The organism is Alistipes megaguti (assembly GCF_944320325.1).
In the GTDB taxonomy this organism is placed as follows: domain Bacteria; phylum Bacteroidota; class Bacteroidia; order Bacteroidales; family Rikenellaceae; genus Alistipes; species Alistipes megaguti.
On the sequence record NZ_CALUHA010000014.1, the window covers coordinates 20,918 to 44,530 of the forward strand.

At 63.3% G+C, this 23,613-nt stretch carries 20 protein-coding genes and 1 riboswitch; of the genes, 8 read left to right on the top strand and 12 right to left on the bottom strand.

Features of this window, described 5'->3' with window-relative positions:
* The first annotated feature begins 28 nt into the window (after window positions 1–28).
* Entirely contained in the window at window positions 29–1,750 is a 1,722-nt protein-coding gene (locus PUQ42_RS05265; RefSeq protein ID WP_273371653.1) for an ArnT family glycosyltransferase, read from the top strand.
* A complete protein-coding gene (locus PUQ42_RS05270) occupies window positions 1,747–2,115 on the top strand; it encodes a GtrA family protein (RefSeq protein ID WP_087309418.1) in 369 nt (122 codons plus the stop codon). Before PUQ42_RS05265 ends, PUQ42_RS05270 begins: the two co-directional genes overlap by 4 nt.
* A gap of 130 nt (window positions 2,116–2,245) precedes the next feature.
* Here the strand turns inward: PUQ42_RS05270 and PUQ42_RS05275 are convergent, their stop codons facing one another.
* The 6 genes from PUQ42_RS05275 to PUQ42_RS05300 form a co-directional block, all read right to left on the bottom strand.
* Complete coding sequence (locus tag PUQ42_RS05275) at window positions 2,246–3,472, bottom strand: glycosyltransferase family 87 protein (RefSeq protein WP_273371657.1); 1,227 nt, start codon at window positions 3,470–3,472, stop codon at window positions 2,246–2,248.
* A gap of 12 nt (window positions 3,473–3,484) precedes the next feature.
* Window positions 3,485–4,207, bottom strand: coding sequence for a polyprenol monophosphomannose synthase (locus PUQ42_RS05280; RefSeq protein ID WP_087309420.1), 723 nt, complete (start codon window positions 4,205–4,207; stop codon window positions 3,485–3,487).
* Window positions 4,208–4,276: 69 nt separating this feature from the next.
* A complete protein-coding gene (locus tag PUQ42_RS05285; RefSeq protein ID WP_273371660.1) occupies window positions 4,277–4,960 on the bottom strand; it encodes a DNA alkylation repair protein in 684 nt (227 codons plus the stop codon).
* Window positions 4,957–7,011, bottom strand: coding sequence for a TonB-dependent receptor plug domain-containing protein (locus PUQ42_RS05290; protein ID WP_273371662.1), 2,055 nt, complete (start codon window positions 7,009–7,011; stop codon window positions 4,957–4,959). The genes PUQ42_RS05285 and PUQ42_RS05290 overlap by 4 nt, the downstream gene beginning before the upstream one ends.
* 7 nt (window positions 7,012–7,018) lie before the next feature.
* Window positions 7,019–7,945: a hypothetical protein gene (locus PUQ42_RS05295; RefSeq protein ID WP_273371665.1), complete on the bottom strand. Its 927-nt coding sequence runs from the start codon at window positions 7,943–7,945 to the stop codon at window positions 7,019–7,021.
* Between the two features lie 22 nt (window positions 7,946–7,967).
* A complete protein-coding gene (locus PUQ42_RS05300; RefSeq protein WP_273371668.1) occupies window positions 7,968–9,023 on the bottom strand; it encodes a YncE family protein in 1,056 nt (351 codons plus the stop codon).
* Between the two features lie 104 nt (window positions 9,024–9,127).
* A riboswitch (cobalamin riboswitch) is annotated at window positions 9,128–9,322 on the bottom strand.
* A 64-nt stretch (window positions 9,323–9,386) separates the two neighbouring features.
* Here PUQ42_RS05300 and PUQ42_RS05305 point away from each other — a divergent pair.
* Both PUQ42_RS05305 and PUQ42_RS05310 read left to right on the top strand, forming a co-directional pair.
* On the top strand, window positions 9,387–9,899 hold the full coding sequence (locus PUQ42_RS05305; protein WP_273371670.1) for a GNAT family N-acetyltransferase: 513 nt from the start codon (window positions 9,387–9,389) through the stop codon (window positions 9,897–9,899).
* Window positions 9,896–12,589 (top strand): AsmA family protein, encoded by a 2,694-nt coding sequence (locus PUQ42_RS05310; RefSeq protein ID WP_273371673.1) that lies wholly within the window; start codon window positions 9,896–9,898, stop codon window positions 12,587–12,589. Before PUQ42_RS05305 ends, PUQ42_RS05310 begins: the two co-directional genes overlap by 4 nt.
* Window positions 12,590–12,672: 83 nt before the next feature.
* Here PUQ42_RS05310 and PUQ42_RS05315 read toward each other — a convergent pair whose 3' ends face one another.
* The 4 genes from PUQ42_RS05315 to PUQ42_RS05330 all read right to left on the bottom strand — a co-directional run bounded on the left by PUQ42_RS05315 (window position 12,673) and on the right by PUQ42_RS05330 (window position 14,548).
* Window positions 12,673–12,957 carry a winged helix-turn-helix domain-containing protein gene (locus PUQ42_RS05315; RefSeq protein ID WP_087309424.1) on the bottom strand — a complete coding sequence of 95 codons (285 nt, stop codon included), beginning with the start codon at window positions 12,955–12,957 and terminating at the stop codon, window positions 12,673–12,675.
* A gap of 4 nt (window positions 12,958–12,961) precedes the next feature.
* Window positions 12,962–13,600, bottom strand: a complete 639-nt coding sequence (locus tag PUQ42_RS05320) for a hypothetical protein (RefSeq protein ID WP_273371677.1) — start codon at window positions 13,598–13,600, stop codon at window positions 12,962–12,964.
* Window positions 13,601–13,710: 110 nt separating this feature from the next.
* Window positions 13,711–13,833 (bottom strand): hypothetical protein, encoded by a 123-nt coding sequence (locus tag PUQ42_RS10345; RefSeq protein WP_420534949.1) that lies wholly within the window; start codon window positions 13,831–13,833, stop codon window positions 13,711–13,713.
* Between the two features lie 409 nt (window positions 13,834–14,242).
* Window positions 14,243–14,548 carry a GNAT family N-acetyltransferase gene (locus PUQ42_RS05330; RefSeq protein ID WP_087403742.1) on the bottom strand — a complete coding sequence of 102 codons (306 nt, stop codon included), beginning with the start codon at window positions 14,546–14,548 and terminating at the stop codon, window positions 14,243–14,245.
* A gap of 68 nt (window positions 14,549–14,616) precedes the next feature.
* Here PUQ42_RS05330 and mutY point away from each other — a divergent pair, with 68 nt between their 5' ends.
* On the top strand, window positions 14,617–15,669 hold the full coding sequence (gene mutY, locus PUQ42_RS05335; RefSeq protein ID WP_122119601.1) for an A/G-specific adenine glycosylase: 1,053 nt from the start codon (window positions 14,617–14,619) through the stop codon (window positions 15,667–15,669).
* Here the strand turns inward: mutY and PUQ42_RS05340 are convergent.
* A complete protein-coding gene (locus PUQ42_RS05340; protein ID WP_273371681.1) occupies window positions 15,662–16,627 on the bottom strand; it encodes a calcium/sodium antiporter in 966 nt (321 codons plus the stop codon). The two genes, mutY and PUQ42_RS05340, sit on opposite strands and share 8 nt — an antisense overlap.
* A gap of 43 nt (window positions 16,628–16,670) precedes the next feature.
* Window positions 16,671–17,474 (bottom strand): zinc transporter ZupT, encoded by an 804-nt coding sequence (gene zupT / locus PUQ42_RS05345; RefSeq protein WP_273371683.1) that lies wholly within the window; start codon window positions 17,472–17,474, stop codon window positions 16,671–16,673.
* Window positions 17,475–18,054: 580 nt separating this feature from the next.
* Between zupT and PUQ42_RS05350 the strand changes: the two genes are divergently transcribed.
* Genes PUQ42_RS05350 through carB form a run of 3 tightly spaced genes read left to right on the top strand, consistent with a single transcriptional unit; the run spans window position 18,055 to window position 23,611 of the window.
* The gene (locus PUQ42_RS05350) at window positions 18,055–19,332 is read left to right on the top strand and encodes a dihydroorotase (RefSeq protein WP_122119598.1); all 1,278 of its coding nucleotides are present in this window, start codon (window positions 18,055–18,057) and stop codon (window positions 19,330–19,332) included.
* 12 nt (window positions 19,333–19,344) lie between these two features.
* Window positions 19,345–20,436, top strand: coding sequence for a glutamine-hydrolyzing carbamoyl-phosphate synthase small subunit (carA, locus tag PUQ42_RS05355; protein ID WP_087309431.1), 1,092 nt, complete (start codon window positions 19,345–19,347; stop codon window positions 20,434–20,436).
* A complete protein-coding gene (gene carB, locus PUQ42_RS05360; protein WP_122119597.1) occupies window positions 20,429–23,611 on the top strand; it encodes a carbamoyl-phosphate synthase large subunit in 3,183 nt (1,060 codons plus the stop codon). Before carA ends, carB begins: the two co-directional genes overlap by 8 nt.
* Window positions 23,612–23,613 lie beyond the last annotated feature (2 nt).

The following is a 23,613-nucleotide window of genomic DNA, read 5'->3' on the forward strand; positions in this document are numbered from 1 at the left end:
CGAGAAAAATTCCTACCTTTGCCGCGGTATGAAAGCATCGCTCAAAACGGGATATGCCGCGTGGGGACCCGACACGCTGGTCCTCTTCTGGCTCGGCGTCTGGTGGGTGTGCAACCTCCTGCAGGCGGGGTTCTCCCAGCTGGCCAACGACGAGGCCTACTACCACATGTTCGCCGAACACCTGGCATGGGGCTATTTCGACCATCCGCCCATGACGGCACTGCTGGTCTGGCTGGGCGAACACCTCGCCGGCGGTGAACTGGGCGTGCGCCTCTTCTTCACGCTGCTGCAGCCGCTCTATCTTTGGGTGCTGTGGCGGCTGATCCGCCCGGCGGATGCCTCGCGCCGTGACGCCGCATTGTACTGCATGGTTGCCGCCTCGACGCTCATGCTGCAGCTCTACGGCTTTATCGCCGTGCCCGACGGTCCGCTGCTCTTCACGACGGCGCTCTTCCTCGGGGCCTTCCGCCGCTTCACCGAGGAGCGGCGCGGCGCCTGGCTGTGGCTGGGGGTGACGATGGCGCTGATGGCCTACAGCAAGTACCACGGGGCGCTGGTCGTTCTCTTCGCCCTGGCGGTGACGCCCCGCCGGCTCTTCCTCCGTCCGGGACTCTATCTGGCCGGTGCCGTGGCCCTGCTGCTGCTCGTGCCGCATCTGCTGTGGCAATATCACCACGACTGGGCTTCGTTCGCCTACCACCTCTCGGGCCGCAATGCCGTCTTCCGCGTGAGCTACGTGACGGATTTCCTCGTCAACATGCTCGTGGTCTTCAACCCCTTCTTCGTGCCGCTCTGGGTCCAGGCCTGGCGCAAGACCCGCTGTCGGACGCCCTTCGAACGTCTGCTGCGGCTGCTGCCCGTGGGTTTCATCGGCTTCTTCCTGCTCTCGTCGCTGCGCGGATACGTCCAGCCGCAGTGGGTCATCGTCTCGACGTTCGGGCTCCTGTGGCTGCTGTTCGACTATGCGCGTCGCCACCCGCGCACGCGTCGCTACGTCATGCGGGCCGGCGGCGTCACGCTGGTGCTGGTCGTCGTCGTGCGGCTGGTGATGATCTTCAACCCGACCGATCTGCGCTTCGAGGTCTTCCACAACCCCGAAAGCTACGGCACCATTGCCCGCGAGGCGCACGGCCGTCCCGTGATCTTCTGCGACGGCTACGCCATTGCGGCCAAGTATGGCTTCTACACCGGCGGCGAGGCCTATTGTCAGCCCAATATCCGCTACCGGACCCATCAGTGGCAGTTTCGTGACGACGATACGCGCTTTGCGGGACGCGAAGTGTTGGTCGAGTGTCCACGGCAGGCCGACACGCTCCCCGGTGTGCAGACCATTCAGTTGGCCAACGGCCGCACCTTCTCGTGGTTCGTCGACCGCTCGTTCCATCCCGTGCGGCGGGTCGACATCGCTTTCAGCGGACTCCCCGAACGGGTTGCTCCGGGCGAGGTGCTCGACCTCGAACTGCGCATCATGAACCCCTATCGTTATGAGATTCGCGTCGGCGAGGGTCCGATCGGACTCCATATTCTCTGGAAGCACGGCCGCTTCCGGGTCGAGGAGTTCCCGACCGGGGCGCGCTTCACGCTCGGCGCCGGAGCGACGCTGACGCTCCCCGTGCGCTTCACGGTCCCGGAACAGCTGGCCGGTGAACAGTTCGACGTGGGCTTCGCCCTCTGCCGGACGGGCTATACGAATTGGTTTAACGGCAAACCCGTTTCGACGCGCGTCGACGGGTTGAACAAACGACTATGATCGAACAGTTTCTGAAATTCTGTGTAGTCGGCGGCTCCGGCGTATTCGTCGATTTCGGAATCACCTACGTCTGCAAGGAGTGGCTGCGGCTGAACAAGTATGTGGCCAATTCGGCGGGTTTCCTCTGCGCCGCCACCACGAACTACATTCTCAACCGGGTCTGGACCTTCCACAACGAGAATCCCGACATTGCGGGGCAGTATCTGCGTTTTCTGGGTATTTCGCTCGTCGGTCTGGCGATCAACAACGCCACGATCTATCTGTTGCACGGGCGTTTCAAGCTGAACTTCTATCTGGCCAAGCTCTTCGCCATCGGTGTGGTGACCTTCTGGAACTTCTTCATGAACTACTTCTTCACCTTCTGACGGCTGGGCCATCTGGCCGTCGGTCTGGCACCCGGTCCGATTCCGACCGCCCCCCCCCTGTACCAAAAAAAGCCCCGGAACATCTCCGAGGCTTTTTCAGGTTTATCGTACGTCGGGGAATTCGGAACCTCTATCGGAGGCCGACCAGACGGCACTCCTCCGAGAGCGACTCGGGGGTGCGGATGAAGGCCGTCCAGCAGATCCGGAGCCAAAGGTAGAGCAGCAGCCAGAGATTCAGCTGCCAGCCGTAGAAGAACTCCATGACCGGTAGCGGGCAGATCACGTCGACGGGCATGACCACCACGACGACGAACGTGGCCCAGTAGACGATACGGTCGAGCAGGTTCAGGGCGCCGCCGCGCTTCATGCTCCAGTACCAGAACTGATAGGCGATCAGCGTGATGACGTAGGTGTGGCCCTCGCTCGAGTTGCTGAAGAGGATGACGTAACCCATCAGTACGGCCAGCGCCGCCAGCCGGAAGAAGGGCTGCCTCCACTTGCGGCAGTTGGCCACCAGCCCGACGGCCAGGGCGGCCAGCACGCCGATCTGCACGGCCATCTGGTAGCGCAGCAGTCCGAAGGGGCGCAGGTAGAAGAGATTCATCCACGTGCGGGTGCTCTTGTGTTCGGTCAGGGCGGCGACCCACTTGCCGTAGTAGGCGGGGAGCTCTTCGAAGGGCATGTTGACGGCCGGGGCGGCCAGCAGCACGACTCCGATGCCGACGGCGTAGCCGACGTTGCGCCAGAAGTGGGGGTAGCAGAGCAGCAGTCCGAGCTGGAAGATGCCGTAGACCTTCGTGAAGCCGGAGATCATCATCAGCAGGACGGCCCAGAACCCCTTGTCGCGTTCGAGCAGCGAGTAGGCGAAGAGGAACATGTATCCCACGGCGACGTTGTACTGGAACGAGAGCTGCGTGCAGGCCAGAATCAGGAAGGTATAGAGGAACGACTTGCACTTTTCGTCGCGCGTGAAGCGGCCCGGGAGGGTGAAGATCGCCACGAACCACATCGTGAAGTTGAAGAGGTTCCAGACGAAGGGGCCCAACCAGGCGGGCAGGTAGGCGAACGGTGCGAAGAGGATGTTGAACAGCGGGCCGTAGAGGTAGTAGTCCAGCTGGGGCATGGCCTGCGACCAGCTTTCGCCGTAGGGGGCGATGTGCTGCCAGAAGAGCTTCGTCGATTCGGCGAAGATCATGAAGTTCCTGTGGCGTCCGCGGGCCACCTCCGAGAAGGTGAGCGCCAGGACGATCAGCATACCGAGGATGTAGAGGTTTCTCGGGTTGAGGAAGAACCTTTGGATGCGCTGCCAGAGGGAGCGTTCGACTCCCGGTTCGACGTTGAGCGTAGTTTGGGCCATGCGCTGCGGGGATTACTGTCGTTTGCGGATGCGGCGGAACGGGAGTCCCAGCACCCCGAAGAAGGCTTCGCGGAAGATGCCGCCCGACATCTTCGAGACCCCTTCGCAACGCTCGACGAAGATGATCGACACCTCGTGGAGCTTCAGACCGAGCCGCCAGGCCGTGTATTTCATCTCGATCTGGAAGCCGTATCCCTTCATGCGGATGGCGTCCAGGTCGATGGTCTCCAGCGCGCGGCGCGAGTAGCAGACGAATCCGGCCGTGGCGTCACGCAGCGGCAGACGGGTGACCGTACGCACGTAGACCGAGGCAAAGTAGGACATCAGCAGCCGCGACATGGGCCAGTTGACGACGTTGACCCCCTTGACGTAACGCGAGCCGACGACCACGTCGTAGTCGCCCTCGACGGCGGCGCGGTAGAGGCGGACCAGGTCGTCGGGGTTGTGCGAGAAGTCGCAGTCCATTTCGCAGATGTAGTCGAAGCCGTTCTCGAGACCCCAGCGGAATCCGGTGAGGTAGGCGGTTCCGAGGCCCTGTTTGCCCGAGCGCTGGAGCAGATGGAGCGTTCCGGGAAACTCCTGCTGGCGCTGGCGGACGATGTCGGCCGTACCGTCGGGCGAACCGTCGTCGATGACGAGCATTTCGAAGGGTTCGGGCAGCGAGAAGACCTTGGAGATCATCTTCGAGATATTCTCCTTTTCGTTGTAGGTCGGGATGATGACGAGTTTTCGCATGAGTGTCTGCGTGAATGGTTTGGAAGAACAAATATACGATTATTTTCCGAATTCCGTTTTTTGTCGCCGTTATTTTGCGCTTCGTCGCAGCGAGCGCACGAAGCGTCGGTCGTCGTCCGAGACGCGCAGCGACTCGACGATCTTCTGCAGCGACTTGTTGAAGGTCCACGCATCGAGCGGACAGGCTTCCGCCAGCCAGCGGCGCATGCGTTCGGGGAAGCGGACATAGCAGACCGAAACGGCCCACGCCACCCCCATGCGGGCGTAGTAGCCCTCGTGGTGGAACGTCTCGAAGCGGCGCAACAGCGCCTCGAGGTGCTCCGCGTCGATGAAGTTGGCCGTGGCCATCACCACGGCGAAGCGCTCATCGTACTCGCGCGGAGAGTCGAAGTAGGGCTGGATGAAGCGCCACATGGGCTCCCGCTCCGCGGGGCGCAGCTTCCAGCAGAAGCAGTCGCACAGCGCCCAGTTGTCGATCTTCGGGACGAAGCGGGCGACCAGTTCGAGCTTTTCGTCGACCGGGCAGCGGACCTCGCCGATGACCAACCCCTGCAGCATGCGCTCCTCGTGGTAGGGGCAGTTGTCGTCGCGGAGCACGTCGCGCCACGCATCGCTGCGGGCGATTTCGCGGGCCAGGGCCCGCAGGCGGGGGATGCGGATGCCGATCGAGGGCCCGATGCCGGGGATCAGCGAGGCGTTGAAGTCGCGGTAGGCCGGGTCGGCCATCGCAAGGAGCTGTTCGCGGATTTTCATGGATTGCGGAATTTTGGGGTCAGACCGATGAAGAACGAGGCGTTCAGACGCGGCATCGGGCGCCCCAACACCGACTGGTACTCTTCGTTGAAGAGGTTGTAGATGCACCCCTTGAGCGAGAGCGTCAGACGGCGGAACTCAAGGCTCTTCTCCAGCGCCAGGTCGTTCATTACGTAGGCCGGCACGCGTCCCAGCGCGCCGAGGTCGTTGTTCGACATGGTGAAGCGCTCGCTGTACCACTGCCACTTGTAGCTCAGCACCCAGCGGCGCCACGCCACCCGGGCCGTGAGGGCCCCCGACCAGACCGGAATGTAGACCAGCTGGCGGCCCACCGACTCGTCGGCCTCGGAGAACTTGTCGCCGCGGTTGATCGAGCGGGTCCAGGCCAGGTTGCCGTCCGCCGAGAAGCGCCACCCCGAGGCGGTCGAGGTCGAGGCCGTGATCTTGCCCTCGGCGCCGTAGCTGTGGACGCGGCGGATGTTGATCGGCGTATAGACCCCCTGCTTGGCCGTGGCGATCCAGAGGATCCAGTCGTCGATGCGCGAGTCGAAGAGCGTGGCCGAGAGGCGGAGCGAGCTGCGCCGGCTGCGGAGCGTCGACTCCACGCCGGCATCCCACGTCCAGCCGCGTTCGGGGTCGAGATCCGGATTGCCGCCCGGCTGGAAGTAGAGGTCGTTGAGCGTTGGGTAGCGGTAGTTGCGGGCCGCCGAGGCCTTCAGCACGACATGGCCGCGTTGGGAGGCCTGCCAGTCGACGAACAGCGCCGGGATGAGCGGCGTCGAGCGGTCGCCGTAGAGCTCCCACCGCAGGTCGACGGCCACCCCCAGTCGCGGTACCGGACGCCACTTGGCCGAGGCGAAGGCCGACAACTCGAACCGCTCCTGACGGTAGAGCGTATCGGCCTGTCGGCCCGTCGTGGCGTCGATCACCGAGAGGTCGCCGCTGTGGACGCGGTGCTGGTGGCCCGAGAGGTTGGCCGCGAAGAGCCACTGCTCGTTCGGCGCGTATTCGGCCTCGGCCCGGACGAAGAGGGTGTGGATCCGGCTCCGGGCGTCGGTCACCGGGATGAAGTTGCCCGCCCCGTCGGGGTCCGACTCCATGCGGTAGCGCAGATCGTCGTAGGTGTAGCCGGCGCGGGCCCCGACCTTCACCCCGCCGAAGAGGCGGTCCCACGAGACGACGGCCCGCAGCGTGCGTTCGGCCTGCGAGTTGCGCTTTTCGCGCGAGGTGTTGCGGTCCGACGACAAGAGGGCCAGCCCGCGGTCGGTGTCGAGATACCATGCCGCCAGCGAGAAGCGGTCGCCGCGATCCGACGTGTAGTAGAGCTCCTGGAGCAGGTGCAGGTCGCGGAAGGCGCCGTTGCGGTTGCGCACGAGCGGGTAGTAACTTCCGACGATCTGCCCGTCGGCATCGGTCGTGAACTGTTTCGAGTCGTAGTTGCGGTAGCGGAAGTCGTTCTCCGAGGTGCTGGCCAGCAGTCGCGTCGAGGAGCTCCAGCGCCGGCCGCGGTAGCTCAGCTGCAGAAATTCGTCGAACGTGGTGAACGACCCGATGCCTTGGATGTAGCGCAGCGAGAGCCCCTCCCGGTCGGGTTGGCGGGTGGCCAGCGTGATGGCGCCGCCCAGACCGCCGCCGGTGATCCCCACCGAGCTGGCCCCGTGGTAGATCGCCGCGCGGTCGACAAAGTAGGAGGGGATGAGCGAGAAGTCCACCTGTCCGAGCATCGGCGAGTTGACCTTCATGCCGTTCCAGGTGACCTGCGTGTGGGAGGGGGCCGTGCCGCGGAACGAGGCCGTGGAGAGCGTCGCGCGGCCGTAGGATTTGATGAAGAGGGTCGAGCCGGCGCTCAGGGCGTCGGCCAGCGACGAGGAGATGTTCTCGCGCAGGATGGCGCTGTCGAGGACGGTGCGCTGCACGCCGATCTCCTTCATCGGGCGGCGCCCGGCGATCTCGACCTGCTCGATGGCCACGGTGCGGGCCGTGGAGTCGCGCTGCGCCAGGACGTTCCCCGTGCAGAGCAGTGCGGCGAGTATGACGGCAACGCTCCTCACCGCCTCGCTATTCGGTTCGGGTGACGGTGCGGTAGCAGCCCACGCCGCACACCTCGGTCGAGATTTCGCCCACGCCGTTGCCGGCCGTGCAGTTCACGCCGGTCTGGATGCGGATGAAGTCGATCTGCCGCAGGTCGACCGGATTTCCCTCCCCGTCGACGGCATTGGCGATGCGGAAGCGGTTCTTCGACCCGGCACCGTCGATCGTCGACGAATTGTCGGCGTATCCCCAGGCGAAGGACTGAATGTCGTAGATGCCGGTCTGCTCGTCGGGGACGACGTTGTCCGGAAGGCGGGTTCCCGTGTAGGTCAGCTCGCCGACCCAGGCCGGAATGTAGCTCTGCGTATGGATCGTGCGTTCGATCGTTCCGCTGCCGCCGCGGTTGTCCGTCCAGGCGACCGAACCGTCCTCCTGTGCGGTGTAGGTGACCTCGTAGCCGCGCGTGACCCGGGCCTCCTCGCTTCCCTTGAGTTCGTACCAGGTCTCGCCCGCGGGCGAACCGTCGCCGTTCGTGTCCTGCGCCACCGAGACGATGCCCGGCTCCGACGAACCGTTGAAGGAGTTGCCCGTGACGTAGAGGTCGTACTCCGCACCGCCCGAATTGGGCACCGGCTCGTCGAATCCCAGGATGATGTATCCGCCCCAGCCTCCGAGCGAGACAAATCCGTAGGTGACGGTTTCGGTGCCGGAGTCGGGCTCACCGCCCCGAGTCAGACGGGCCGAGGCGTAGGCGGCGGCCGCTTCGGGGGTGGTGATCGGCTCCTGCGGGAAGCCGGCCAGCGTGCTGTTGATGAACTGTCCCGGAGCCGGGGTGTATTCGAGAACCTTCGAGGTGGGGAACTCCTCGCGGACCGTGGTGATCGTCTCGCTCGAGTTGCAGGCCGTGGTCGCGATCAGGAGCCACGCGCCGTGTTTCAGGGATATCTTTTTCATGATCGGATGTTTGTCTGGTGGTTCAGAGTCGTTTGAAACAGAAGTTGCCGGGGATGACCCCCACGCGGAGCGTATCGACGGGCTGCCCTTCCGCCGTGAAGCGGTAGACGACGCCGTTCTGCACGTAGTCGATGGCGTCGGCGACGTAGACCTCGCCCGTGTCGGGATCGATCCCCAGCCCGTAGTAAAGCGTCCCGGCGTAGGGGAGGAAGGGCTCCGCCGGAAGACTTTCATCCTGCGTGGACATGCGCCATACGTCGCGGGCGATGAAGTAGAGGCGGTCGTTGGCCGCGTCGAGCGTCAGCCGCGACGGCGGACGGTCGGCCGGCAGTTCGAAGCGGCGCTCGACCTCGAGCGTCGCGGCGTCGATCCGCCACAGGGCCGGGGCCTCGCCTGACCGTCCGTCGGTGGCGGTCCAGAGCTTGCCGTGACGGTCCAGCACGAGCGAATTGGGCTGCCAGCCCACGGTCAGCGAGTCGACGAGCCGTTCGGTGCGGGTGTCGATGGCCAGGATCTTGTTGTCGTACGACCAGCAGTTGACCAGTACGCGGTCGCCCGAGAGGACCATCTGTTCGGTCGAGCGGTGGCCGTTCATGTCGATGCGCGAGCGGATGCGGTTGGTGCGCGGGTCGACGACCGTGATCCGCGGATCATAGAGGTCCGAGATGTAGGCCGTCTGCTCGTCGACGAAGAGGATCTGTCGCGGCGAGACCACCTCCTCGATGAGTCCTGTGATGCGGAACGTGTCGGGGTCGATGACGTAGATCACCCCCGAATTGTTGACCACGACATAGCCCTTTCCGTCGTGAAGGGTCATCGACTGAGCCACGTCGCCGAGTTTCATGCCGTTGGCGCGCAGGAAGACGGTGTTTTCGAGTCGTCGCGACTCGGGGTCGTAGTACGACAGCGAGGCGTTGTCCCACATGAAGTTGCCCTCGCAGGTGATGAAGAGGCCGCGGCCGCGGAGGTCGAACGCCTCTTCGGCCTGGGGCCCGTACTCCATGCAGGCGCCCGTGGAGAGGGCTCCCGTCAGGAGCAGAAGGCTCCGCAACAGCATATGTCGCAGTGCGTGTTTCATCCGTCCGGTTTGGTTTTTGAAGGCCCGAGCCCGAGCCCGGGCGGAGGGCGGCGTTCGGCGGAAGGGGTGAAGATTCGCGTCGAACCCCATTCACCGCGGGGTTTTCGGACCGGAATGCCGCGGCAGGTCTTCTGACTCGTTACCGGTCGGGCGCCTTCCCGCCCCGTGGGGCAGTGGCCGAGAGTGCCGGACCGTACACGTAACTTACAGCAGCGGGAACTGTTGCCGATTTGCACGGCATTCCCATTTAATCCCGGACGGTCGACTCCCGTCCCGGAACCGCAGCGCGACAAAAGTACGCTTTTTTCCGCGGAACACCATGCTGTTTTCGACAAAAAGGTTATCTTTGTGAAAAATAACCGGATGAAGTTGCTTGTTGTCGATCGTGTGAAGGGGTTTTCCGCCGAGTTGGAGGAGGCGTTTTGCCGGTTGCTCCCGCAACTCTCCCCGCGGCTTGCGGCGCCCCTCGAAGAGCGGGTACGGCAGATGCTGGCCCATCCCACAACGGCACTCTTTGTGGCTCGGGAGGCCGAGGCGCCAGAGGCCGCGATGGCGGCCGGGTCGACGACGCCGACCTGTGCGGATGATTCCGTTGCGCGCGGCCGGATCGTGGGCGTGCTGACGCTGGTGTGGTATGACGCACCGTCGGGGCGCAAGGCCTGGATCGAGGATGTGGTGGTCGACGCCGCGGCCCGCGGCTGCGGAGCCGGACACGCGCTGGTCGAGGCGGCGCAAGGCCTGGCCCGCGAGATCGGGGCGGAGCGGTTGATGCTTACCTCCAATCCCCGCCGTACGGCGGCACGGGCCCTCTACCGGAAATGTGGATTCAACGAGGCGGAGACTACGGTTTTCGTCTCCAACATGGATAAGGGATGAAAAAGTTTGCAAAGATTCTGACCACGATTGTGGTGGTCATTCTGGCGATCGCACTCATCGTGCCGTTCGCTCTGCGGGGCAAGATTGCCGACATTGTGAAGAAGGAAGCCAACGGGATGCTCACGGCCACGCTCGATTTCGAGGAACTCGACATCAGCCTGCTGCGCCACTTCCCCAACGCTTCGGTCGAGCTGAAGGGGCTGACGCTCGTCGGCGCCGAGGAGCCGTTCGTCGGCGACACGATCGTGGCCGCCCGGCGCATCTCGGTGGTGGTGAATCTCCTGTCGCTCTTCGGCGATGGCGGGTATGAGGTGACGAAGGTCATCCTGGCCGATCCGGCGCTGCACGCCCACAAGATGGCCGACGGCGCCGTCAACTGGGATGTGATGAAACCCTCCGAAGAGGAGCCGGCTGCCGAAGAGAAACCCTCCGAAGAGGGCGGCTCGTCGTTCCGCCTTTCGGTGCGCGACTTCCGCATCTCGGGAGCCGTGATCCGCTACGAGGATGATTCGACGCGGATGAGCTTCTCGACCGATCCGCTGTCGTTGCGCCTGCGCGGCGACATGTCGGCCGAACGCACGCAGCTCGATCTGCGTCTGAAGACCGAACGGACGAATTTCGTTTCGGGCGGTATTCCGCTGCTGAGCAATGCCGAGGCGGAGCTGGTGGCCGACATCGACGCCGATCTGAAGAACATGCACTTCACCTTCTCGAAGAATACCTTTCGGCTGAACGCCATCCAGGTGGGGCTTGACGGCTGGGTCGAGATGAAGGACGACGCCGTGGCCATGGCCCTCAAGGCCGGTTGTGACGGCGTGCAGTTCAAGGATGTGCTGTCGCTCATCCCGGCCTTCTATACGCGGGAGTTCAAGAATCTGACGGCCGGCGGCGAGTTGGATCTTTCGCTTTGGGCCCGTGGTGAGATGCGCGGCTCGCAGTTGCCGGCCTTCGAGTTGAAGACCTCGGTGCGCAACGGCAGCTTCCAGTATGCGTCGCTGCCGAAGGCCGTTACGGACATCAACCTCGAGGCGCGCATCGCCAATCCGGGCGGCGTGATGGACCGCACGGAGATCGACCTCTCGAAATTCGGCCTGCAGATGGCCGGCAACTCACTCGCGGCCACCTTCTATGCCACCAATCTGGCCAGCGACCCGACGTTCCGGGCCACGGCCGACGGCAAGATTGATCTGGGAGCCGTCAAGGAGGTCTATCCGCTGGAGAAGGGGATTGAACTCGAGGGTGTCATTACGGCCGACGTACAGCTCTCGGGCCGCATGTCCGACATCGAGAAGAACCGTTACGAGTCGCTGGGCGCCAAGGGAACGTTCGTGCTCGAGCAATTGGGACTGACGCTCGAAAACCTGCCGCCGATTCAGATCCGTCGGGCCGCGGCAACGATCACCCCGGCGGCGATGACCCTCGGCGAATTCGGCCTGACGGTCGGACGCAGCGATCTGTCGGCCAACGGCCAGCTGAGCGGTTATCTGGGTTATCTGCTGCGCGGCGAGGAGCTTTCGGGACGTCTCTACGTGAAGTCCGAATTGTTGGATCTGAACGAGATCATGGCGGCGCTTCCGGGCAGCGAGTCGGACGATGCCGCCGCCGAGGAGGAGGTTGCGGAGGAGGTGGCCGAGGCTGCCGATACGACGGCTTCCGCCCTGGAGATTCCGCGCAACCTGCGTCTGTCGCTCAATACCGATCTGAAGAAGGTCCTCTTCCAGAAGATGACCATCGAAAACATCACGGGCGAGATGAGCATGGCCGACGGTACGTTGTCGCTCGACGGCCTGCGGCTGGGCATCTTCGGAGGCAAGGCCTCGGCCTCGGGAAGCTACTCGACGGCCTCCGATCCGAAGCGTCCGGCCCTGAAGCTCAAGGCCGACTTTGCGAATGCCTCGTTTCAGCGTACGTTCGAGGAGCTGGAGATGGTCAAGCAGTTAGTGCCGATCTTCGAGAAGACGGGCGGCAACTATTCGCTGTCGCTCGATCTGGCCACGGCTCTTGATGCGGCTATGTCGCCCGACCTCGCTACGCTCAACGCCTCGGGCGAGATCCGCTCGGAGAATATCAATATCCAGAACATCAAGGCTTTCGAGGCGATGGCCGATGCGCTGGGCAACGATAAACTGCGCAAGATCGAGGCCAAGGATGTGAAGATCCGCTTCGAGATCCGCGACGGCCGGGTGAACACTTCGCCCTTCGATCTGAAGATCGGCGACGTAAACGTCAACCTTTCGGGTTCGACGGGGCTCGACCAGACGATCGACTACCAGGCCAAGGTGGCCATTCCGGGCGGCGGTGTGCTGCAGAACGTGGCCGTGAATATCGGGGGAACGTTCACCTCGCCGAAGATCACGCTCGGGGTGAAGGAGGCGGTTCAGGAGGCCGTAACCAACGTGGTCAACGAGCAGATCCAGAAGCTGACGGGCAGCGAATCGCTCTCGGAGGAGATTGCCAAGCAGGCTGAGAATCTGCGTCAGGAGGCCCGCAACGCGGGACAAAAGCTGATCGAGGTGGCCCAGCAGCAGAGCGACAAACTGGTCGAGGAGGCCTCGAAGAAGGGGGCGCTGGCCAAACTGGCGGCCAAGAAGGCCGGCGACAAGCTGGTCGAGGAGGCTGAGAAGCAGGCCGAGAAACTCACGGCCGAGGCCGAGAAGCAGATCGAGAAACTCACGGCCGGCAAACAATAGAGCGCCCGGTCGAAAGTCCGATACGACAAGGGGTGCTGACACAATGGTCAGCACCCCTTTTTTGTCGGATGGTCGGGCCGGCCTTATCGCCGGATGTAGGTCTGCAGCACCTCGACATACTCCGCGAAGGCGTCGCGTCCGGCGTCGGTGATGCGGCATACGGTACAGGGCATCTTGCCCCGGAAGGTCTTCTCCACGTCGATGTACCCTGCCCGGGCCAGTTTGTCGAGCTGCACGGAGAGATTGCCGGCCGTGGCGCCGGTCTGTTGTCGGAGAAAGGTGAAGTCGGCGCTTTCGACCCCGATGAGGACCGACATGACGGCCAGCCTCAGTTCCGAATGCAGTAGCGGATTCAACTCTCGGAACATGGTGTTATTTTTCGTGACGGGTCCGGTAGTTGATGATGTGGCCCGGGACGACCATCATCCCGACGAAAAGCAGGGCGAAGAGCAGGATCTCGTTGCTCATCATCGTCGTATCGATCTCTGTGGTGCGGGCCAGTTGTCCGAGCCGGAAGTCGTACAGTGCGAAGAGCACCGAGCCGGCCATGCCGAAGAATCCGGCTGCGGTGTAGACCTTCGAGCGGACGATCAGCCCGGTCGAGGCGGTGCCGACCGACATCGTGAGGGTGATCAGGGCGAAGAGGCTTGGGCGGTAGCTCCAGCCGTGGAGGAAACTGAAGAGGAAGATCGGAATGAGGGTCAGCGAGCAGACCCTCCACAGCGAGTGGATGATGCGGTCGATCTCGGTGCGGGGCTCTGAACTCTTTTTTTCGGGGAAGAGACGCATCAGCAGGCAGCCGATGACCGGAATGAGGAACCACGTCAGGCTCCATGCCGGGTCGGCACCGGCGATGTTGAGGGCGTAGTTGAGCAGCGATACGGCTACGGTCGTGTAGCCCCAGATGAGGAACGGGCGTCCCGAGTGGCGTTCGAGTCGTTGGCGGGTGCTGCGGATCATGCGCGTGATGAGTTCGAGACTCTGCTGCGCGTCGAGTTGTTTTTCGTCCATGTCGGTTGTTTTTTGAGGGTTTTCGGGGGTGAATGAACCGCGGAAGTCGACCGTGTATCGGTGCGGCAATCCGTGGCGGGAGTTTTCGTGCGGCGGCGTTTTGTGAGCGGCTACTCCTTTTCGTCGCCGAAGAGGTAGAAGAGCAGCGCGAGCAGCAGTTGCAGTCCCCATCCGGCGATGACCCACAATACCCACCAGTAGTGGGGTGAGGTCAGCCGGTTGACGACGGCCAGAAAGGCGCAGGTTACGGCTCAGACAATGACCTGTCGGGCAAATCCCCGGGCAAAATGGCGGCGTGCGGTCGCTCTCCCGGCGGTGGCCTCTTCCCTGGTGTGGATCTCCCTTTGCTGAGTCTCCGTGTGGTTGCAGGTTTTCATGGTCTTGTGTTTTTGGGGTGTTTCTGACGCCCCGACTTCTCGGGACGGAATCTTTTTCCTCTCTCCTTTGTTTGCAAATATAAAGTAGTTTATTTTATAAACCAAATTTTCGTACTGAAATTTTCGAACAGTTCGATCGAGAGTCCGTGTAAACAACAAGAAGACGATGCAGGAGTGGCGGAGAGCCGATTGAGCCGGGTGCGGCCGAACGGATGGCTGGACCGATTGGGGAGTCCGGCCCGGTTGTGACGGACGAGGCCTGCCGCTACACCTCGAACCGATACCCATCGGCCAGCAGCGGCTGCCACTCGGGGTGGCGACGGATATAGTGGACGATGTACGAACACTCGGGGATGATCCGATCGCCCCGCCGGCGGAACTCCTCCAGCGTCGCCTCGACCAGCTGACGGGCGATGCCTTGTCCTTCGAAGGCCGCCGGCACCTCGGTGTGGGTCAGGCGGTAGCCTCGCGGCGTCGCCTCGTAGTCGATCAGGGCCCGGGCGCCGTTGCCCAGGTCGAATTCATAGCGGCTCGCGGCCCTGTTGTGGATCAGTGGATAGCGTTTTTCCATCTTTTTTCGGTTTTGGATGCTCCGGAACAGATCAAATTCGGTTCCGAAATCGTATTTTTGTCTTCCGTATGGAACGGATTTCCGATTTGCTGCTCGACTGGTACGCCCGCGAAGGGCGCGATCTGCCGTGGCGCCGCACGCACGATCCCTACCGCATCTGGCTCTCGGAGGTGATCCTCCAGCAGACCCGCGTGGCGCAGGGCATGGCCTACTACGAACGCTTCACGGCGCGTTTTCCGGATGTCGCCTCGCTGGCCGCCGCCTCCGAGGACGAGGTGCTGCGTCTCTGGCAGGGGCTCGGCTATTACAGCCGTGCACGTAACCTGCTGGCGGCGGCCCGTGAGGTGGTCGAGCGCTTCGGCGGCGCGTTTCCCCGCCGCCTCGACGAGGTGCGTTCGCTGCGCGGCGTGGGCGACTACACGGCGGCGGCCATCTGCTCGGCAGCCTACGACGAACCCTGCGCCGTCGTGGACGGCAACGTTTACCGGGTTCTCTCGCGGCTGTTCGACATTGACCTGGCAATCGACTCCACGGCCGGACGCCGCGCCTTTGCCCGTCTGGCGCAGGAGCAGCTCGATCCGTCGGCCCCCGGGCGTTACAACCAGGCCATCATGGACTTCGGAGCGCTGCAGTGCACCCCTTCGGCGCCGCGTTGCGATTGCTGTCCGCTCTCCGGCTGCTGTCTGGCTCTTGCCGCCGGCACGGTTGCCGAACGCCCCGTCAAGCAGGGGCGGACCCGCATCCGCGACCGGTGGTTCCACTACCTGCACATCACTTCGGGCGACCGCGTATTGCTCCGCCGCCGCGAGGGGCGCGACATCTGGCAGGGGCTCTACGAGTTTCCGATGATCGAGACGCCGGCGCCGGCCGATCTGACCGATCTGTCGGACGATCCCCTTTTTGTCGCACTGCTGGGGCCGGTGCCGTGGCGGCTGCTTCGCACCGTGGCCCTGCCCGTGCACCAGCTTTCGCATCAACGCATCCACGCCCGCCTCTACCGCATTGAGACCTCCGAACTGACGCCTGAGGCCGCGACCCTGGCCGTACCGACATCGGAACTCGGCGATCACGCCCTGCCGCGGCTGCTGGACCGCTACCTCTCCTCGCCGGAGGCTATCTGACCAGATAGGCGATGTAGGCGGCGTAGATCACCAGAAACAGAACCCCCTCCCAACGGTCGACGGCCCTGCGCCGGAAGGTGAAGGCTGCCAGAAAGAGCAGCACGGCGCTCAACAGCACGACCAGCAGGTCGACGAGCGTGATGCCGCCCATCGTCAGCGGATTGATCGTGGCGCTCAGACCCAGAATCAGCAGGATGTTGGCGATGTTCGAACCGATGACGTTTCCGAGGGCCATGTCGCTCTTGCCCTTGATGAGCGAGACCACCGACGAGGCCAGTTCGGGGAGCGACGTGCCGCCGGCCACCAGCGTGATGGCGATCACCGACTCGCTGATGCCCATACGTCGGGCCAGCGCCGTGGCGCTGTCGAGGAACAGCTCGCCGCCGAAGATCAGTCCGGCCAGTCCGCCGATGATCATTACGGCCATGAGCCATCCGGCCATCGGCCGCTTCTGCGGCTGGCTTCCGTCGGCCGGGGAGTCGGCCGGAGCGGTGCGGCCCGTGGCGCGGATGGTGTAGGTCATCAGCAGCAGGTAGATGACGAGCATCAGGATGCCGTCCAGCCGTCCGATGCGGTCGACGGCCCCGGCCTTGAACCAGCTGTCCATGGCCAGAACCAGAAGCAGCAGCGAGGTGGCGACGCCGAACGGAATGTCGCGGCGGATGTTGCCGGCCGTCAGGGGCAGCGGGCGGATCAGGGCGCAGAGACCCAGAATCAGAAAGACGTTGAAGATGTTCGACCCGACGACGTTGCCGATGGCCACGTCGCTCTTGCCGGCGATGGCCGAGAGGACCGAGACCACAAGTTCGGGCGTCGAGGTCCCGACGGCGACGATCGTCAGTCCGATGATGAATTCCGGAACGCGGAAGCGTTGGGCCAGGGCCGCGGAACCGTCCGTGAGGAAGTTGGCGCCGGCCAGAATCAGCGCCAGTCCGATGATCAATAGCAGTATATCCATTTTCGAGCGTGTGATTTTGCGGATTTCTTCGGTTCGCGTCCCCTTAGGCGAGCAGCAGCAGGCTGACGGCCATTACGGCCATGCCCGTCACCACGCCGTAGATCGACGTGTGGGCCTCGCCATATTCGCGGGCCGCCGGGAGGAGTTCGTCGATCGAGATGAAGACCATGATGCCGGCCACCCCGGCCAGGATGCACCCCATGAGCGTCGGCGAAAGGAAGGGTATCAGCACCAGATAGGCCAGCAGCGCCCCGACCGGTTCGGCCAGTCCCGAGAGCAACGACAGCCGGAAGGCCTTCGCGCGGTCGCCCGTGGCGTAGTAGATCGGAATCGAGACGGCGATTCCCTCGGGGATGTTGTGGATGGCGATGGCCGCGGCGATGGCCACGCCGAGCGTGAGGTTGTCCACGGCCGAGGTGAAGGTGGCAATTCCCTCGGGGAAGTTGTGGATGCCGATGGCCAGGGCTGTCATGACGCCCATGCGCATCAGACGCGGGTTGCGCGGGCGGTGGTCCATCTCCTCGATGAGGTGCGCCTCGTGGGGGTTCTCGAACGAGGGGACCAGGCGGTCGATCAGACCGATCAGCAGGATGCCGGCGAAGAAACTCGCCACGGTGATCACACCGCCGAGGCGCGTGCCCCATTCGGCCGAGAGGGCGATCTCCGCCTCGTGGAAGAGCTCGACCAGCGAGACGTAGATCATCACTCCGCCCGAGAGTCCGAGCGAGAAGGAGAGCAGGCGTTTGTTCGTACGCCGGGCCAGAAAGGCGATGGCGCTTCCGATTCCGGTGGCCAGACCGGCGCCGAGCGTCAGCAGCAGCGGGAGGAGTATCTGGTGACTTTGCATCGTTGCAGCGGTGTTGGGTTTGACAGGTGCCCAGCCGGACGGCCGCTCGATGGAGACGGGCGCCGGGTTGCGGGCGTTTGTTCATGTCCGCAAAGATAGTGCTTCCCCTGAAAAAAAACGATCCCGAGTGATCGGTATTTTTTATAGAGGTATCATTCTGGCTGATTGCCGGATTTCGGCGGGCGGGCGGAATCCCGGGTGAGCTTCGGGCGGGCTGCGGGTGAATTTCGGGGGAACTCCGGCCCGACACCGCTCGAAAACGGGTGGCCGCGGGTACCGACGCAGATTGCCTGTCCGTGGAAGGGTGATTCGTCGGGTCGCGGTCTGTTGCACGGGCGGTCCGCGAGCGAATGTTGAAAAAAAATCGGGAAAAGGTTTGCACGCCCGCCGAAAAACCCCTACCTTTGTAGACAATTATAGCGAAATCCGAATCCTATGAATGGCAATCCCCATATCCCGATGGCGCAAATGTGCTGGCAGCAGGATTATTGGTCGGGGTTCCACTCTCCGAAGGATGCGGATTTTCTGGTTTTTTAGGGTAACTGTTTCGGTTGCCCTATTTTTTTATGCGATCGGGTCGATGAAAACATTTTACGAGAATGCCATGATCTACCGCGGGGGACGCTTCGAGAAGGGGCGTCTGGTCGTGGAACAGGGTCGTGTGGCGGCGGATTGCGAACCGCAGCCGGGCGATAGCCGGGTGGATCTCGGCGGCCGGTACCTCGTGCCGGGGCTGGTCGACGTGCATGTCCACCTGCGCGAACCGGGTTTCCCGCAGAAGGAGACCATCGCCACGGGTACGGCCGCAGCGGCCCACGGAGGCTATACGACGGTCTGCTCGATGCCCAACCTGAATCCGGCCCCCGATACGCCGGAGCACCTCGAGGAGCAGCTGGCGCTGATCCGCCGCGATGCCGCGGTGCGCGTCAAACCCTATGCCTCGATCACCATGGGGCAGCGTGGATGCGGCGAACTGGTCGACTTTGCGGCGCTGGCGCCCCACGTGGCGGGATTCTCGGACGACGGGCGCGGTGTGCAGTCGGAGGAGCTGATGGAGGAGGCGATGCGCCGGGCGGCGGCGGTCCGCAAGCCGATCGTGGCCCACTGCGAGGTCGACGAACTCCTGCGCGGCGGCTATATCCACGACGGCGTCTACTGCCGCGAACACGGCCACCGCGGCATTTCGTCGGAGAGCGAGTGGCGGCAGGTCGAGCGTGACATCGCGCTGGCCGAACGGACCGGGTGCCAGTACCACGTCTGCCACGTTTCGACGAAGGAGAGCGTCGAGCTGGTACGGCGCGCCAGGGCCCGGGGCCTCAGGGTGAGCTGCGAGACGGGTCCCCACTACCTGCTGCTTTGCGACGAGGATCTGCAGGAGGAGGGACGCTTCAAGATGAACCCGCCGCTGCGCAGCCGCGAGGACCGCGAGGCGCTGCTGGCCGGCATTGTCGACGGCACAATCGAGGTCATCGCCACGGACCACGCCCCGCATACCGCCGAGGAGAAGTCGCGCGGTCTGGAGCGGAGCGCCATGGGCATCGTCGGGCTGGAGACGGCCTTCCCGCTGCTCTATACCTATCTGGTAAAGCGGGGCGTCATGACGCTGGAGCGCCTCGTGGAGCTGATGTCGGTCAATCCGCGGCGGCTCTTTGCGCTCGAGGGGGGAATTGCCGAGGGGGATCCGGCCGACTTCACGGTGCTGGACCTCGACATGCACTATGCAATTGATCCCGCTACGTTCCTCTCGAAGGGCCATGCCACGCCGTTTGCCGGCTGGCAGGTCGATGGCGGCGCGGTGCTGACGGTGGTTGGCGGCCGCACGGTTTACGATACGCTGACAACGAAATCAAACAGATAAGGACAGACAAGGATGAAAGCATTTACGAAAAAGATCGTCCTGGAGGACGGCCGCGAGTTTTACGGATACGGTTTCGGATCCGACCGCGAGGCCATCAACGAGATCGTCTTCAATACCTCGATGGTGGGGTATCAGGAGATCATGTCCGATCCGTCGTACACGGATCAGATGGTCGTGATGACCTACCCGCTGATCGGCAACTACGGTATGGCCGATGAGGATTACGAGACCAAGACGCCGACCGTCGGCGGCATGATCGTCCGGGAGTACAACGACCTTCCGTCGAACTTCCGCTACACGAAGACGCTCAACGAGGTCTTCGAGGAGTACGACATCCCGGCCATCTCGGGAGTTGACACCCGGACGCTGACGCGCATCATCCGCGACGAGGGCAGCCAGAAGGTGATCATCACCTCGGCCCAGACCCCCCGCGAAGAGGCGCTGGCACGGCTGCACGCCTATGAGATGCCCCACGACATGGTCGCACGCGTAAGTTGCAAGAAACGCTGGCTGTCGCGCGTGGCCAACCACAAGTACGACGTGGTGGCCATCGACTGCGGCATCAAGTACAACATCGTGCGGCAGTTGAACCACGTGGGCTGCAACGTCACGGTGATGCCCTACAATTCGACGCTGGAGGAGATCCTTGCCTTCCATCCCGACGGTATCCTCTTCTCGAACGGACCCGGCAACCCGGAGGACGTACAGCCGGTCATCGAACTGATCCGCCGGCTGCGGGGACGTCTGCCGCTCTTCGGCATCTGCATGGGCCATCAGCTGATCTCGCTGGCCTACGGTGCGCGGACCTTCAAGATGAAGTTCGGCCACCGCGGCGCCAATCATCCGGTCAAGAACCTGCAGACGGGCAAGATCGAGATCACGAGCCAGAACCACAGCTATGCCGTGGACATCGACTCGCTGAAGGGTACGGGGCTGACGCTGACGCACGTCAATCTGCTCGACGGCACGGCCGAAGGGGTGGAGTGTGCCGAGGAGCGGGTCTTCTCGACGCAGTATCACCCGGAGAGTGCCGCCGGTCCGCAGGACAGCACCTATCTGTTCAATAAGTTCACCAAAATCATGGAGGAGTACAAACATGCCTAAGAGAAAAGATATCAAGAAGGTGATGGTGATCGGGTCGGGCCCGATCGTGATCGGTCAGGCCGCGGAGTTCGACTACGCGGGTACGCAGGCCTGTCTGGCCCTCAGGGAGGAGGGCTACGAGGTGATCCTCGCCAACTCGAACCCTGCCACGATCATGACCGATACGCATATTGCGGACAAGGTCTACATGGAGCCGCTGACGCTCGAATATGTGGCCAAGATCATCCGCTACGAGCGTCCCGATGCCATCGTTCCGGGACTGGGCGGACAGACGGGTCTGAATCTGGCCGTGCAGCTGGCCAAGAAGGGTATCCTGAAGGAGTGTCAGGTGGAGATCCTGGGCACGTCGTTCGACTCGATCGAACGCGCCGAGGACCGCGAACTCTTCAAGGAACTGTGCCAGTCGCTGGGCGAACCGGTGCTTCCGTCGGAGGTGGCCTCGACGATCGACGAAGGGGTGGAGATTGCCGCGCGGATCGGCTATCCGGTGGTGCTGCGTCCGGCCTTCACGCTGGGCGGTACGGGCGGCGGCTTCGCCGATGACGAGGCGCAGCTGCGCGAGATGATGCGCAACGCCTTGGCTCTCTCGCCCGTGCATCAGGTGCTGGTCGAGAAGAGCATCAAGGGCTACAAGGAGATCGAGTTCGAGGTGATGCGCGACCACAACGACACGGCCATCAGCATCTGCTGCATGGAGAATATCGACCCGGTGGGCATCCATACGGGCGACTCGATTGTCGTGGCCCCGAGCCAGACGCTGACCAACAAGGAGTTCCAGATGCTGCGCGACTCGGCGCTGAAGATCATCCGCGCGCTGAAGATCGAGGGCGGCTGCAACGTGCAGTTCGCGCTGGATCCGCTGTCGTTCAAATACTTCCTCATCGAGGTGAACCCGCGCGTGTCGCGTTCGTCGGCCCTGGCCTCGAAGGCCTCGGGATACCCGATCGCCCGCGTGAGTGCGAAGATCGCCGTGGGTCTGACGCTCGACGAGATCCGCATTGCCAATACGCCGGCCTCGTTCGAGCCGACGCTCGACTACGTGGTGACGAAGATCGCCCGCTTCCCGTTCGACAAGTTCTCCGACGCCTCGAACAAGCTCGGCACGCAGATGAAGGCCACGGGCGAGGTGATGTCGGTCGGCCGCACGATGGAGGAGTCGCTGCTGAAGGCCGTCCGCTCGCTTGAGACGGGCGTCTGCCACATCTACCACAAGAAATTCGATTCATGGTCGAACGACGACCTGCTGGACTATATCAAGATCGGTACGGACGACCGCCTCTATGCCATCGCCCAGCTGATCCGCGGCGGGGTCGACCTGGCGCTGATCTACGACAAGACGAAGATCGACATGTTCTTTCTCGAGAAGTTCAAGAACATCGTCGAGTTCGAGAAGGTGCTCCGCGCCCATCCGATGGACATCGAGACGCTGCGCGACGCCAAGCGCATGGGCTTCAGCGACAAGTATATCGGCCAGCTGTGGGGGCTTTCGCAGCATGAGATGTACCGCCTGCGGGAGAAGAACGACATCTTCCCCGTCTACAAGATGATCGACACGTGCGCCAGCGAGTTCGACTCCTACGTGCCCTACTTCTACTCGACCTACGAGCACGAAAACGAGTCGAAGGTGAGCGACCGCAAGAAGATCGTCGTGCTGGGTTCGGGCCCGATTCGCATCGGACAGGGCGTCGAATTCGACTACTCGACGGTTCACGCCATCTGGTCGATCCGCGAGGCGGGCTACGAGGCCATCATCATCAACAACAACCCGGAGACCGTCTCGACGGACTACACGACCAGCGACAAGCTCTACTTCGAGCCGCTGACGGTCGAGGACGTGATGAACGTCATCCATCTCGAAAAGCCCGAGGCGATCGTGGTGTCGCTGGGCGGACAGACGGCCATCAACCTGGCCGAACCGCTGGCCGAACTGGGTGTGCCGATCATCGGCACGGACTGCGAGGCGATCCGCAACGCCGAGGACCGCGGTTGCTTCGAGCGCATCATGGAGGAGCTGGGCATCCCGCAGCCGGAGGCCGAGGCCGTGACGGACATCGAGGCCGGCGTGAAGGCGGCGGCACGGATCGGCTATCCGGTGCTGGTTCGTCCGAGCTACGTGCTGGGCGGCCGCGCCATGCAGATCGTCTCGAACGAGGAGCGGCTGCGTCACTACCTGCAGACGGCCGTGGAGGTGAATGTGGACCAGCCGGTGCTGGTCGACCGCTACATCCTGGGCAAGGAGCTGGAGGTCGACGCCATCTGCGACGGACGCGATGTCTTCATTCCGGGCATCATGGAGCATGTCGAGCATACGGGTATCCACTCGGGTGACTCGATCAGCGTCTACCCGACCTTCAGCGTCAGCCAGCGTGCCAAGGAGAAGATCATCGACTACACGGTGCGGCTGGGTCTGCGGATCGGCATCGTGGGTCTCTACAACATCCAGTTCATCGTGGCGGGCGACGACGACGTCTACGTCATCGAGGTCAACCCGCGTTCGTCGCGTACGGTACCGTTCCTTTCGAAGTCGACCGGGGTTCCGATGGCGCACATCGCCACGCAGGTCATCCTGGGCAAGTCGCTCCGCGAACTGGGTTACAGCGAGGTCTATGGCCGCGAGAAGGAGCGCTGGTACGTGAAGGCTCCGGCCTTCTCGTTCGCCAAGATCCGCGGCATGGATTCCTACCTCTCGCCGGAGATGAAGTCGACGGGTGAGGCGATCGGCTACGACGACAAGCTGACGCGGGCGCTCTACAAGGCGCTGCAGGCCACGGGCATGCACGTCTCGAACTACGGAACGATCTTCGTGACGATCGCCGATCAGGACAAGCCGCAGGCGCTGCCGCTCGTGAAGCGTTTCTACGACCTGGGCTTCAACATCGAGGCGACGACCGGCACGGCGGAGTTCCTGCGCGAGCACGGCATCCGCACGCGCACGCGCCGCAAGCTGAACGAGGGAAGCACGGAGATTATCGACGCCCTGCGTCAGGGACATATCAGCTACGTGATCAACACGATCGACATCAACCAGCACAATACGCGGCTGGACGGCTATGAGATCCGCCGCACGGCCGTCGAGAACAACGTGACGGTCTTCACGGCCCTCGAGACGGTGAAGGTGCTGCTGGACGTGCTGGAGGAGATCACGCTGCGGGTTTCTACGATCGACGCCAAATAGGA